Raw genomic sequence first — 14,368 nt, 5'->3', positions numbered from 1 at the left:
GACCCCTGGCGAATCGGCGCGATCACCCGGGCGGCCCTCGTCCTCCTCCGTCTCGAACACGGACGCCACACCTAACCGAAGATGTGATCACACAAGGTCGTGATCCGTTACGCGGAAAGACTCAATGCCCTGCCCCCAGCGCACTACGCCGAGCCGCTTGCCCTTGTCGCCGAGGAGCTCCTGGTCCCACAGCGGAAGCCTACCCTTGTCCTCTTTGTACTGGGTGATAGCTGGCTGGACTGAGCAGATTTCCCTATCGTGCTTCGTCGGCTTGGGGGTGTGGATGGTGTACTCGAGATACGGCGTAGAGCGCCAGCCTGCGATCGTCTTGAGTTGGGTGGGATCGCCCTCCTGGACCTGGCACCCCTGCGTGGCCAGTTCAAATTCGATCTGGACGTCGTCCAGGTCGTCGTCCAGTTCCGTACGCCTATCGCCTCTGTTGTAGACGCCGAAGTCGGTCAGCTTCACGAAAAACTTGATGTTCTGCGGCTTCAGACCGGCGCTATCAGCGTTGCCCGCGTAGACGGCGTCTCCATCGTTGTCGCCGATGTAGGTGTGTGCCACCCAGGTCGCCCGGAAGGTGAACACGTCGTCGTCGGTCACCTTGTCCAGCACAGCAGCTGGGATTCTCAGAGGTCCAGGGAACAGCCTGACCCGTGACTATTCACGTCAGTTCGTGAGTGCGGGCGTCCAGGGGGTGCCGAGCAGCGCGTCGTAGAGGGACTGGGCGGCACGCAGGCCGTTCTTGCGGACGGTGGAGATGTAACCGCGGATGGCCAAGAACGCCTGAGCACCTTTGAGCGTGCGGAAGCCGCCGCTGACCTTGGTCTTCGTCTTGATCATGCGGATGTCTTGCTCGGCGACGTTATTGGAGAACGCGACGGTGAAGTCTGCGGCGAACCGCAGCACCTCGTCTTTTCGATCCCGCAGCCGCAGCGCCAGGTTCCGCGCCGGGCTCTGCTTTCCCGACCCGCGTGGAGGATGCGCTGCCAGGGCCCGTTCCACCAGGTCATCGAAGCGCCGGGACAGATCATCGAGCTTGAAAGCCGGCAGGCGATCGTGTCCTTTGTCCCGCCAGGCGGCCACCCACCGATAACCGTCGCCCAACAGCCACGCCAGCGCCTGCGCCCAGCCATCGGCGCGGGCGACGGCGTCATACTCGCCGATTCCAGTGGCCTCGCGCACGATGTGCGCGTTGCACAAGGCGTGCGTGCAGTTGTCGAAGGCCTGGTAGGAGCGGTAGGCGTCGTGGATGGCCACACCGGTGAAGCGGGGCAGGATCCCGAACGCGGTGATCGAGTCGGTGCCGCGCCCGTGCTCGTCGATGTGGTAGGCGGTCAGCGTGGGCGTCGCGGCCACATGCAGCCAGTGGTTCTTGCCGTTCACACGGGTGACGCTCTCGTCGAAGTGCGCGACGTTCGCGCCGGCGATGGCATCGCCGATAGCGGCATTGACCGGGGCCGGCACGGCGGCCATCTTGCCGACAGCGGCGCTGATCCAGCCACTCGACACCTCGATTCCGGCCACGTCGGCGAGGATCTCGGCGATACGGCCGACCGGGATGTGATGCTGGGCCGACAGATACGCGGCCAGAGCGGACACCCGTGGCCCGTACACCGCCGGGGCCGTGGCGAACACCGGGGCCGCAGCGCGGGTCAGCGTTCCACAGCCGCCGCAGGCCACCGCGTGCAACTCATGCGCGGTGACCTCCACCTTCACCTCGGGGATGTCGAAGACCTGCCGGATCACCGCCTCACCCACCGGGGCCACGCCCGCCAGATCGCTTCCGCACCCCGCACACGCGGCCGGGACATGGGGCACCCGTCGCGTCGGGTTCGCCACCTGCGTCAACGCCGTTCCCGGCGCTCCGGGCTGCTTGCCCGCCTTGCGTCCGCTCCTGCCCCGCATCGACCGAGGTGGCGGCTTGGCCAGCCCATCAGCCGACGGCGGCTGCGAGGAGTTGCGCGAGTTACGCCCCAACTGCCGCCGCAGCTCCGCATTCTCCTCACGCAGCTCAGCGATCTCCACTTTGAGCTGGGTGTTCTCTGCTTCCAGCGCGTCCAATCGCGCGGTCAATGCCCCGACCAACGCCACGAGTTCGCCGTATGACGGTTGCTCGCTCTGGGCCGGAGTCACCTGGAGATCATCCCATGGGCGAGATCATGCCCGCGTCGCCATACACAGCCCTACGCGAGGACGCGACGTGAATAGTCACCGAAAGTGGGCCAGAGCCCGGTTACTGGACAGACCCCTCCTTGAAGGCGGTGCGCGGTGACCGACAGCAGCCCGCCTGCGAACAGCACCCGCAGCTGGGGCTCCTCAAGGATGACGGTGACGACCTTGCCCCGATGCACCTGGCCGACCTAGACCTCAAGGATGACCTCAGGTCAAGTGTCCGGAGAACGGGGGAAGCTCAGGGCGATTCACCCCCCGGTCCATGGCGCAGCCTGGCCGACGTCGAACTGACCGTCGCCGAATGGGTCGCCCAGTACAGCACCACCCGCCTGCACTCAGCCATCGGACACCTCCCGCCCGACGAGCTCCGGGCCCGCGTCCCAAGAATGTGGGCCCGGTCTCATCCACCAGAGCGACCCCAGTCAGGCGCCGTCGGCCCCATACTCACGGAATAGGCACGCGCAGAAGAGGCGAACCGTTGTAGTGAGCCTCCCAAGCGGTGGCGCCGACAAGATCAAGCGGTTGCTTGATCATGGCAGCGGCCTCGCCGTTCACCCAGGATTCGAGTCGTTCTCGCACTGTCTGAACGGGGAGGCGTCCCACCAACTGGGAGACCACTGTCGTGCCTACCACCATGCCATACAAGCATTTGAAGGGCATGGCCTCTCCTCGCGCTCGGGCGGCGGCCTCCAGTGCCCGGTTGAGACCGCCGCATATGCCCTCGCTGGCCGCCTGTAGCTGCATGGGCACCTGGGGTGCGCCTGGCAACTGGTCCCGCAGCAAATGCCTCTCCTCGTCGTCGGCAAGGACATAAGAGGCGTTCATCGGGAGGTGGTCCGAGATCGCTTGGACGATTTCAGACATCAGTCGGTCGGTGTCGGCATCCTCGAATATCTCTAGGTCGATATTTCCGCCGGTGTCACCTTCGCCTCCCCCCGTCACCTCACCCTGCTCGCCGAGGATACCCTCGATCAGATCTTCGATATCGGCTTTGCTAGCACTCGCATCGCCCAGCCAGCTGATAAATACTTCCACGGCTCTACTCTATCTGCCCTCTGAACATCTTCTCAAGGAAGAACGCGTCCAGCTTCGTGAGTGACCTCTTGCGGCGGTCCGGGCGGTCCCAGCTCATACCCTCGATCTTGTTCCTGAGACGCGCGCCCTCTTCTCGATAAGCTTCGATGTAGAATTGCTCGCCGCCGGACATGGCATCCCTGGAGGCATATACGTCGATAATCTCCGGCGCCTTGTCACCTAACTCTGGGTGGTAATGGTCATGCCCGGACTTCTGCTTTTTGAAGCGTGCGTTGAGCACTTGCTGGGGCGTTCCCTTGCCGCTGGCCTTGCCTACGTAAACGATCTGGTCCTTACTGTTGCGGATCACGTAGGTGATGTAGCTCCTTCCGCCGGCCGCGCTCGGCACGTCTACCCTGAACCCCTTTCCAGGAGTTATGCGGAATCTACTGAACATGCTGGCCTTACCACCAACCTTGCCCCTATCGCTACCCATGAGCTCATCAAGATCGTGGCGCGCCCAGATTCCATTGAAGAAGAAGTCGGTGGCCTTCTTTCCGCAGGATGTGAAGCCTATTTCCTCGCAGATGGACATGGCCAGAAAGAATTCCTGTTGTGTCCTGAGGCGATCATCCTTCAATGCATCGGAGTATTTCTTGAAGTGGTCTGGGGCGCGGGCGCGCCAACGTTCTATGAATTTGGACCTTACCGCTTCGTTCGGGAGCGCTCCGATGATGATCTCGATAGCAGACACATAACTGCCGCTACCGCCTCCCGCATCAACATCGAGACCGTCCGGGTCGGATAGGCCGACGGGGTTGTCGGCCGCATAGCCGTAAGGGCTCGTCAGTTCCGGATTTTCGGTGTCGAACTTGGGGTCGGGAGACAAGAACTTCGCTGTAGAAGGGTCGTAGTAGCGCGCGGATAGATAGCTCAGCCCGGTGGCGGAGTCCTCCGTCTTGCCTAAGAAGCCACGATCGGTGAAGGGCAGATCATCTGCGCCACGGCGCTGGCCGTAGGGCAGATAGCGTTCCCGGGCGGCCTGGCCGGTGGTGCCGTCAATGGCCAACTGCATTGAGCCGTGCAAGCCTGAGGCCGCCCAGTGGAACCCGTCGGTGGTGCGGATGGCGATGACTGCGCCGTCGGCTGAGACGTAGTAGCGCGTCGCCTTTGTAACGCCGGAGGTGCGCACCTCCATTCCATCCAGATAAAGAGTGGCGCCGCCTTGTTCACGCCGTATCAGCCGCTCGCCGTCGGCGTCATAGACCATGGAGGTGTCAGAGCCGTCAACAGTGGCCTTTTCCAACTGCCCCGTCGGGCTCCAGGTAAATGTTGTCTGCTTGCCATTGACGGTGCGGCTGATTAGTTGGCCAGCGTTGTCATACGAATACGTGTCAGTTCTGGATGGCCGCGTGATGGAGGTGACCGCGTTAGGACGTATCGCCGAAGATCCGGGCGCCGGGTACTGGTAGGTAGCAGTTTCCGTTCCATCGACCAGGGACGTGATGTTGCCCACAGCGTCGTACGCATAGGCATGGCGGTAGGGGTCGATGCCTTGTCCATCAGAGCCTGCGGCACAGTCAGCCCTTGTGGTGGTGAAGGCCGACGTGAGCCGGCTCAGACCGTCGTAGCCGAAGCACTCCGATTGCCCTGGGCTGCTTCCGGCCGCCGACGTGGCGTCAAGGACGCGCGTGATTTCACCGGCCTTGTTATAGCTGAAAATGTCATCCTGGGCAGTAATGGGGCTCGATGTGTTCGCTTTCGTGAAAGTGGTCAGCTTGCTCAGCCAGCCGGTCTCGGGATCCCAAGCGAAGGTCCGTTTCACCTCACCGTCGGATCCATACGAGCGTTCGGCGATGCGGCCGGTGGAGCTGTAAGAGGTGTTCTTGACATAGACTGTGCCGCCGTTCAGGTCCGATGAAAGTCCCGTGGGCAGCCCCAGGTCCGAGTAGCCATAGGCGAGCGTCTCCTCCTGAAGCCCCCCTACCGCCGGCAAAGTGCGCGTGAGCGGGTTTCCAGCTTTGTCATAGGTGGCAGCGAAGGCATATTCCCCCGCGATCCCTGTCTCAACGGCGGGAATGGTCACCTTGGTGCCGGTAGGGCGATAAGAACTGTCGTATCCGGTGACAGCCTTGACATAGGCTTGGCCGCCGACGTAGCGGGTGCTGGAGGAGAGCTGGCCCTCCTCGAGTGTGTCGTACACCCATTCGGCCAGTTTGACGCCTGTGTTGACTTCTCCAGCCCACTGAGTCCTCCTACGGCCCAGGTCGTCGTAGGTGTAGGAGGTCTTCTGGTTGTTCCCGTCCACATTCCACAGGATCCGTCCGGCGGCATCGTACCCGGTGGAGGTGCTACCGCTGTCTGGGGCGGTTGTTGCGGTTCGACGATCGAGCCAGTCATAGGAGAAAGTGCGAATGTTACCGTTGGCGTCAGTGAGCCGGGTCAGTTTTCCAGCCAGGTTGTACGTGTACGTCGTGTCGTGGTGCGTTGAGGCGTCGCTCCACTCTTCCTTCTTGACCGTACGTCCTGCGATGTCGAGGACGGTCGCCACTTTTCCGCCCACCGATGGCTGTACCTCGGCGCGATCCATCCCTGGATAACTGGTTCGGGTCCGCCGGAACTCGACCGCGAGGTTCATGTCGATGTTGGCGATCGGGCGCTTGAGCGCGTCGTAGAGCGTCTTCGTCCACTGCGGCAGGCTTTCGAATACCGGGTTGAGCAACCCGCTGCCGGGGGAGGCTCCGTTGTAGACCGGCAGCGCCTTGACGTAGGCCAGGCCCCGAGGGTCATAGGCCGTGACCGCTACCGTGCGGCCCCCTGTGGGTGACGGTGTCTGCACCTCACGGACCCGGCCGAATCCGTCCTCGTACGTGTGCGACTCGGTGTACTTCGCCGAACTTCCGGCACCGGATAGCAACTGCCGCATGACGGTCTTGATAGGACCGTTCGGCTGGCTACCGGTACCTGCGACGGGGATCACGTAGGCAACAGTGGCGGTGGGTGTCCCACCGCTTCTCGGCTCTCCTGTGGCCCACAACCTGACCGACCGGCCGAGACTGTCGTAGTCGATCTCGGTCAATCTTCTGTTGGCGTCGAGGACCGAAGTCACCATGCCGGTGCGGTGCCCGTACTTCGTCGTTGTCTTTTGCCCCAGGGGGTTCGTCGTCGTGACCCCGTTGAGCGGCCACCCGACAGGCGGGTCATAGGACGTGGTGGTGATCTTGTTCAGTGCGTCTGTGGTCGAGAGTGTGCGCCCGTACTCGTCGAAAGTTGCCTTGGAAACGGAGGTACCCGTGGCGCTGAAGTGAAGACGGGTCTCTGTGACGTTCCCGTCGCTGGGCGCGTTGGCCGCTGGGTTCGATCCGCCGTCGTAGAGAAAGACTGACTTGCCGTAGAGAGCGCCGGTCGCACAGTCGTCACCTGCTCGACGCTCGACTGTCGACGGGAGTTTCGTGAAGTACTGGCCTCCCTCGACGTTGCGGGCATACGTCGTCGCAGTACAGGAGTTGTCTGTCGAGACACTGTCCTGACCCCGGTCGTTTACCTTCACCGGCAAACCGTCGGCGTTGTATTCGATCCTCTTGTCCGTGTACCGCCAACCACCGCCCGTGACCTGCTCGCGCGACCGTTCACGAGTTTGCAAAACGAAGGCTGGATCGAGCACGCCAGGACCGCTGCCGGTAGACCTGACCTCGTACTCGTAGCGGACGGACTCGAGCTCGGAGTAAGAAGGCGGGTTTGTGCTCGTCAGCTTCCAGGTCTGTGTCTGCAACAGCTGACCTTGCAAGGCGCGGGCGTCAGTCATGGTGACGCCTTCGAAGGTGGTGATGGCGGCGCCGTCGATGCCCCGATAGAAGGTCTCGGAGGTGACGCTGTAATCGTTCGCATCGGCACCGGAGCCGCGGGTGGTGCGCACCGCCTGGTAGCCGCGCCAGTCGCTGCCGCCGGGTGCCAGGTCGGGCTGGGCGTAGGCCACGGGGTTGGTCCAGCGCGGGGCGCCGAGGTAGTCGTAGCTGGTGACCATGTCGGGAGAGCCTGCGACCAGGTCGCGTTCGACGACCTTCATGGCGAGTTGCTTGTAGAAGCGGGCCCAGCTTTCGTAGCCGATTTCCGGGTCGGCGTCGTAGTCGACGCGGTAGCAGTCGCCGGTGGCGTCGGATAAGTAGTTGGTGCCGTCGCGGCCCTTGCCGCCGCCGCACGGGTCGGCCTGGCCGTAGGTGACCTCGATCCGGCCGCCCATCCCGTTGCCGATCCCGGCCACGCGGGGAACCATGCGCCAGGACAGGAAATCGGCCCAGTCTGACCAGTTGTCGTAGTCCATCCGCCCGGCCACCATGGCCGCGTCGAAGGCAACCGGCGGCAGCATGACAGGGCTATCGCCGGCCAAGCCGGTCTGCTGCACGCTGTCCAACCACAGCACTGGGTCGTAGGCGGGGCCAAAGTCGGTGCGGGTGTAGATCCACCGGTAGCGGAAGTCGGTGCGGGTGTCCGGCTCCCAGGCCCCGGAGGTGGGGTTCTTGGATTCGGTGAGGACCGAGTCGAGTTTGCGGGTGGAGTAGAACGCGATCGCGTCGTTGGTCGTGCAGGTGGTGGTGCAGGTCAGGTCGGTCGGCACGTCCAGGCCGCCGCGGTCGGAGGTGGTGAACGTCATCCGCGAGGTCGGCGTGCTGCCGGTCACCTGGGTGTTGTGGCCGTAGCTGACCTGCTTGAGGAAGCCGCCCCGATCGTAGGGCAGCACCCGATAAGTCTCGTAGTCGCAGCCGGGCATGCAGAAGTAGTTGATCTCGCGCTGGTAGGTGTAGTCGATGACGTTCTCGTTGGCGTCGATCGACTGGTCCAAGTTCCACCGCCACACCCCGGCGCAGGTCGGCGGGATCATGTCGTTGAAGTACCGGTCCGCGCATGGCTCGGCACGCTGGTTGCCGATGTACTGCAACTGCCACTGGGCGTCCTTGGTGTAGCCGAAGCGGTGTACCTGCCCGTCGTTGGAGGTAACTTTCCAGTACTCCAAGCCGTCGGCGCCGCCGGTCAGTTGCTCAACCTTCCAGCCCAGGTCGGGTACCGTCTTCCACAGCCCGCTGGTGCGGTCCTTGACGATCGAGGCTGAGCGGCCGGCCAGGTTCAGCACCAGCTCCGACTGGGTGTAGTCCTTGCTGGCGGCCGGGATGCTGCTGTCGGCCTCGTCCGGCGACTCCCAGCACACCGCCGAGCTGAACGGTCCGTCCTCGTTGGCATACCAGATCAGATCGGCCGTGTTGGGGTCGAACTCGTTCCACGCCGTACAACGGCGGTACTTACGCTCGATGAACCCACTCGACAGGTTCCAGCCGATCCCGGTCACGCCGGACTGGTTGTTGGTCCAGTTGCCCTGACCGTCCACCGACGAGGCGTCGTACTGCAGCGACAGGTTCGGCCCGGTGCCCACCGGTGATGGCGCCTCCGGCAGCGGGTAGTCATAAGAGAAACCGCCACCCGACGTGCCCGCTTGCCAGGTGCCCGACGGTTTGAGGTCGGTGGCGCCGAAGTTCCCGTCCGGGCCGGTCATGCCGGCCGCAAGCATGTACATCGACCCCGACGTGAACGCCTGCGCCGCGTTCGGCGTGGCGTCCTTGCCCGTCTGGCTCTTGGGCAGCGTTAGCGGGGCCGCCTTGCCGGCGGCGGGGTCGACATCGACGTCGGCGGTCAGCGTGCCGGTCCTGACGTCGTTGTGCGCCTTGACCTGCTGCGGGCGGACCACGCAGTCACGCGGCCGCGGGGTCGTCAGCGCACAGGCCGGCACTCGCAGAAGCTGCAGACGGGTCGCGAAGTTACCGCCATAGGCGTCGCGAAAGCTCGCGTACGAGAACTCCGCCCGTACCTTGCCAGCCTTATCGGCCGTCAGCCGGGCCGCGACGCCCACTCCGCCGAGCTTGCGTACGGTATCGGCGGGCAGCGTCTCCACCTTCACCGTGCCGGCATCGGTGCCTTTTATCTCGGAGAGCCGGACCGGCAGTTGGCCCGCCCTGATCGCCTTCTCGCCAGGATCCACCTCGGCGGCTCCCGGGCTCGGCCAGACCGGCTCCTTACGCTCGACCTTCGGCTGGGACTCCTCCGCCCCCTTAGCCACCTTGGCCTTCGTCACCGGCCGGCCGTCCACCGACGTCTCAGGATCTGGACCTGATACCGACGCCGCCGCCGGAACAACGAGGTTGTCAGGAATCCCCAAGCCGGAGATCACCACTGCCATCGCAGTCGCGATGACCAGCACCATCGTCCGTAACCGACGCCGGACTCGCATGTCGTCACCTCTTCAGGGCACGCTGACGCGGGCCTCGGGGAAGAGGCCGCGTCACGTCATAAGGAGTTGATAAAGACGATCAGTTCGGATCCTGATAGACGATCACGGCACGGTCAATGTCCAGATATTCGCCCTGAACGTTACGGAATGCCACTTGCGCAATTCACAGCGATGGATACCGCATGTCAGCCGATCTGTAGAAACGGTCCCTACTAGGCCACGGGTCGTGTGTGACATCGATCACATTGACGTATCCAGTCAGCCGTAGTACCTAGGGAAATCCAGCAGCGTAGGACGGGGCTGCCTACACCGAAATCTCGCCGTCCGCGACGCGGCATCAAGTCATCCAACCAGGTCATGAGAACCGCACATGAAGAGCGGGAGCGTCTTGTGTTTTCCTGCAACCAATATTGCGCCGACCTGCTTGAACACCCACCGTGCCGCGACCCGCAGGAGACCCACTCCAAACATCCCGATGAACGTCGAGCGCGCCCACATATCCCCACATCTGTAGACAATCTGGACCTGCAGTTGCTGGAGCTCTCCTAAAGCGGGTGCCGCAGGTTCGAATCCTGCCGGGGGCACTCATCTCGACCAGGCATTTCAGCCCCTGACCTGCGGCTTTCCAGCCGCAGGTCTTTTGCTTTGTGGACCTTGATAGGCAGCCGAGAGCGCCCGAACGCAGCCGTAGGACCATGATCAGGGGACATAGTCGGGATGATCTTGAAGGCATATCCCCAGGTCAGACCCCGATTCCAGGCGACCAGGCCTCTCGTAACCCGCTACGACGGCTCGACAGGCGACGCACATAGCCGTTGATCATGCCGAATACATGCCTAAAGCGGAGCGTCATCCCTCCCTGCGAAGCCCGTCCTCACCCGTCGCCGGTCAAAATGACATCGCCCGGCATGTCGATGCCGCTCGCCCCCTCCCCAGCGCCGGACCTTCCGGGCGAATCACGTGTGAGCGCGCCGGTACGCTTCCCAAACCTGCGGACGAAGCCGCCCCTTAGCCGGCACCTCCAGACCGTTCTCGCGAGCCCAGGCACGGACCTCGGCCGTGCTGGGTTCCGGCATCGTCGCGGCCCCGCCGATCGTCGACACGATTGGCGCCGCCTCAGCCGAGTGGCGCGGCCGCGTAGGCGGCGGCCAGGAACCGGTAGGTCCACTCCTCGGCCAACTGCCGACTCTCGCAGAACACGATCGGCACCCCGGGAAAGGCCACCTGCAACTCCGCAATCCCATCGGCGACCACCGCCGGGCGCGCGTGTTGCAGCTTGAACACCTGGCTGTAACGCTCCTCCACCACCACCGCAGCATGCGCAAGAGCAGCCAACTCCGTCAGCTGATACTTCAACCGACTATTCAGCAGAGAACCCACCAAGTCGGCCAAGCTCTTACGCTCCACCGCCGCATGCAACCTCCCGGCGACCTCGACACCATAAGCACCGCACGGCAACCGCCGCCTGACCAGCTCCACCTGCTGGCGAGGGAACTTGTAGGCGTACCGCTCCCCACTGTCCACGACGACCGGCAGAGCAGCGACCTCACAAGCGCGAGCGGTGGGAGTGGTCACCTGCGGACGCGCCTGCTTGCGCACCCGCGCCGTCCGCCAGAACACCGCATCCCGGCCACGCGCCTTGGTGAAACGATCTGCGACCGGTTCTCCCGCGCCCGATCTAGCACCAGATCGATCGCCGCACCCCGCCGCACACACGACCGGACCGCCACCCGCTCAACCACCTCAGGATCGACCGGCCACTCCTCCGGCCCGACCGGATAACAGTAGATCGCCTTCTCCCGCGGCCAAGTACCACCCGACCGCAGGAACAGCCCCTCCCCAAGCGGCAACCGAATCAGAAAGGCAGACGGGACTGCTGATCCGGATTCCGGACGATCACCAGCTCACGCATCCTGCCAGTCTCCCCCACGATCGTACGCGCGGCAGGACGCGAGCAGACGCGACCACCGAGGACAACGCGCGAACCCGGCTTCAGCGCAGACGGGGCCAGAAGTTGATGGCGCAACAACCGACTGGAGGTCGCGGGAGCGACGGCAGCAGCCGTCACGCACGCTCATTCCGGCCATACGGGGTCTTCGAACTTGATCGGGGTGTGAGGATCCGCCGGCTCCAGAAGGCTTGAGAGGGCTCGTGGCTCTCGATGATCCTTCTTGTTGTCGAGGCAAGAAGATCACAGCAGAGAAGCCACGAGCATGGTCAACGATACGACGCTGCTGCTCGGCCTGGACGGGGTGACCGTCACGAAGGTCGTCGCCGCAGGTGATGGGCAGCAGGATGGACCGGTGGTGCATCTGGCCACCGCAGATGAACGGGCCAGATGCTGCCCGCAGGTTGGAGTTGCCGCGGTCCGGATGAAGGAATGGGTGACCACCCGCCCGCGGGATCTTCCGGTCGGCGGGCGGCGGTGTGCGTTGCGGTGGCGGAAGCGGCGCTGGTGCTGTGACCAGGCATCCTGCCCGCGTCGGACCTTCACCGAGCAGGTGCCGCAGATCCCCGCGCGATCCCGGCTGACGGTGCGATTACGCCAGGCCGCCGGTGCCGTCGTCGGGGACGGCGGGCGAACGGTGATTCAATCGGCGCGCGATCACGGGGTGTCCTGGCCGATCGTGTCGGCGGCGTTCATCGAGCACGCCCGCAGGGTGCTGCCCGCCCAGCCGGAGCCGGTCACCGTGCTCGGCATCGACGAGGTGCGCCGTGGCCGTCCTCGCTGGGTGCTGGAGGAGAGCACCGGGACCTGGGCGACGGTGGTGGATCGCTGGCATACCGGTTTCGTGGACCTGTCCGGTGATCAGGGGCTGCTCGGCCAGGTCGAGGGCCGCACCATCGCCGCGGTGACCAGCTGGTTCGGCCAGCGGGAGGCCTCCTGGCGGGCGCGAGTGGCCTTCGTCGCGATCGATATGTGCACCATCTTCAAGGCCGCCGTACGTGCCGTGTTGCCGAAGGCCACGCTGGTGGTCGACCACTTCCACGTCGTGCAACTGGCCAACACCGCACTCACCGAGGTCCGCCGTCGCCTCACCGTCCAGGTGCGCGGCCGGCGCGGCCGCAAGGGCAACCGCGAGTGGGAGCTACGCAACCGGCTGACCCGCTGCGCGGCCCGGATGCACGGCAACCAGCTCGATCCGATGGTCGATGACCTGCACGCGCTGCCCGCCCGGCTAGGCCGGCCGATCCTGACCGCCTGGAACGCCAAGGAAGACCTGCTGGACCTGCTCGCCCTGGCCCGCACCCATCCCGACCGCACCGTGATCGGCGATCGGCTGTTCCGCTTCTACGACCGCTGCGCCGCCTCTGGCCTGCCCGAACTCGAACGCCTGGCCACCACCGTCGAGACCTGGTGGCCCGAGATCCTGGCCTTCATCCAGACCGGCATCACCAACGCCGGTTCCGAGGGCACCAATCGCGTCATCAAGACCACCGCCCGCGATGCCTACGGCTTCCGCAACACCGAGAATCAACGGCTACGCACACGCTGCGCCACCACCCGACGCGGACGAGGACACCTCAACCCCGCTTAACTTCGAAGAGCCGCCATACGACAGCAAGGCATAGAGGCCACGCGTACGTCACGAACATAGCCCAAATTTCGCAGCTCGGTCCCGTTGCAGGATCCGCTTGTCGGACTTCCGCGCGTGACTAAACTAGCACCCTCGACTGATCGTTGCTGTGCTAGCGCGATGACCTGTACTTCGCGAGCATATGAGCCACGGACAAACAAGAAGACCGATGATCCGACGTCATTGATCAAGGACTACCGATGTATGAGCGTGGTCGAACCAATCGAGGCGCAGGCGTGCACCTGTGCGTTCTTCTACGATGGCCAGGGCGGTTGCCTCAACGGCGGGCCAGGCGTCATGTTGGGCCGCGGAGAGAGCAGCCAGTTCGGCTTGGACTGAGTCGAGATCCTCGCCGACAGCTTCGGCTGGGTCAAGGTGGGGGACGGCCGCGAGAATGCGCCCATCCAGGGCATGGATCATCCGCCTGCTCAGCGCCGTATGCCAGGAGACGTGCCAGACATCAACGTCGCGACTGAGCCGGGCGATGAAGTCCGGGTCGGGCAGGTTGCTCGTCCTGTGGAGATCGACGACCATCACCGCCCCATCCGTCTCGTCGAGCACCACAGCGTTGGCCGCGTAGGCCTCCTCGAAACCGCGCTCGACAATGACAGCACGGCTGTTCCCGGCCAACCTCTGAGCGACGTCACTCAGCGTCAGTGGCCCGACTCGCGCCCGTAGAACTGTCCATGCAAGCTCCTCGGTGAGCCAACTGCCGTCTCCGAGGAGAATCTCCGCATAACGCTGCGCCGTTGCCTGGAAGTTCATTTCCGATTTCCCTCACTTATCGAGGACGAACACATGGCGGGGGAGAACGTTCTCTCCCCCCGCCACGCAGGCGATATCACCGATATGGACCCCCGGCCGGAACCTTCAACGGGACCAATATTCTCGAGGTATGCGGTAGAGATTGTGGACCGTATCGAACCACTCGCTGCTGATGGCGCCCTCAGTTACCTTCTCGACTACCTTCAAGAAGGAGTTGAGCGTCACCTCGCTGTCCGCCGTCTCCGAGAAGGGCACGTCTCGTAGATACGGGCTCAGGACGTAGCCGAGGCTCGCGGGATCGGGGTGATACGGAGTGATGTTATCGATCAACTGTCCGTTCTCCAAGTAGAACAGCTCGGTCGGACCATCGATGTCCGTCCATCCGAGCCCCAGCACGCGACGGCCGGCTTCACTCAGAGCTTTTTGCAGACTCACTGAGCCCTTCCGCGTAAGCCCCCGCGACAGAGTGTGATCCTCGGGCCGCCCCGACGCCGGCGCCCCCGATGATCGAGAAGCGTAAAGCCCCTGGTAGAAGTTGGTCTTGCGACAGATCGACTTC

At 64.0% G+C, this 14,368-nt stretch carries 8 protein-coding genes; 1 reads left to right on the top strand and 7 read right to left on the bottom strand.

Features of this window, described 5'->3' with window-relative positions; genetic code table 11:
- Nucleotides 1–87: 87 nt before the first annotated feature.
- The 5 genes from ABGA98_RS45335 to ABGA98_RS45315 form a co-directional block, all read right to left on the bottom strand.
- On the bottom strand, nt 88–615 hold the full coding sequence (locus tag ABGA98_RS45335) for a hypothetical protein (RefSeq protein ID WP_347624690.1): 528 nt from the start codon (nt 613–615) through the stop codon (nt 88–90).
- Between the two features lie 54 nt (nt 616–669).
- On the bottom strand, nt 670–2,136 hold the full coding sequence (locus tag ABGA98_RS45330; protein WP_347624689.1) for an IS66 family transposase: 1,467 nt from the start codon (nt 2,134–2,136) through the stop codon (nt 670–672).
- Between the two features lie 483 nt (nt 2,137–2,619).
- The gene (locus tag ABGA98_RS45325) at nt 2,620–3,210 is read right to left on the bottom strand and encodes a hypothetical protein (RefSeq protein ID WP_347624688.1); all 591 of its coding nucleotides are present in this window, start codon (nt 3,208–3,210) and stop codon (nt 2,620–2,622) included.
- Between the two features lie 4 nt (nt 3,211–3,214).
- Nucleotides 3,215–9,439 (bottom strand): RHS repeat-associated core domain-containing protein, encoded by a 6,225-nt coding sequence (locus tag ABGA98_RS45320; RefSeq protein WP_347624687.1) that lies wholly within the window; start codon nt 9,437–9,439, stop codon nt 3,215–3,217.
- 1,143 nt (nt 9,440–10,582) lie between these two features.
- Nucleotides 10,583–11,065 (bottom strand): ERCC4 domain-containing protein, encoded by a 483-nt coding sequence (locus ABGA98_RS45315; RefSeq protein WP_347624686.1) that lies wholly within the window; start codon nt 11,063–11,065, stop codon nt 10,583–10,585.
- 614 nt (nt 11,066–11,679) lie between these two features.
- Between ABGA98_RS45315 and ABGA98_RS45310 the strand changes: the two genes are divergently transcribed.
- Complete coding sequence (locus ABGA98_RS45310; protein WP_347624685.1) at nt 11,680–13,005, top strand: ISL3 family transposase; 1,326 nt, start codon at nt 11,680–11,682, stop codon at nt 13,003–13,005.
- 219 nt (nt 13,006–13,224) lie between these two features.
- On the opposite strand, the gene ABGA98_RS45305 is transcribed toward ABGA98_RS45310, so the two are convergent.
- Together ABGA98_RS45305 and ABGA98_RS45300 are read right to left on the bottom strand one after the other, a co-directional pair.
- Nucleotides 13,225–13,809 carry a hypothetical protein gene (locus tag ABGA98_RS45305; RefSeq protein WP_347624684.1) on the bottom strand — a complete coding sequence of 195 codons (585 nt, stop codon included), beginning with the start codon at nt 13,807–13,809 and terminating at the stop codon, nt 13,225–13,227.
- Between the two features lie 105 nt (nt 13,810–13,914).
- Nucleotides 13,915–14,368: hypothetical protein (locus ABGA98_RS45300; protein WP_347624683.1), on the bottom strand; the 454-nt coding region annotated here is incomplete at its 5' end.

It is taken from the genome of Nonomuraea sp. B1E8, assembly GCF_039871515.1.
GTDB lineage: Bacteria > Actinomycetota > Actinomycetes > Streptosporangiales > Streptosporangiaceae > Nonomuraea.
Note: the sequence above shows the minus strand (reverse complement) of the source record. Positions and strands in the feature narration are given on the sequence as shown.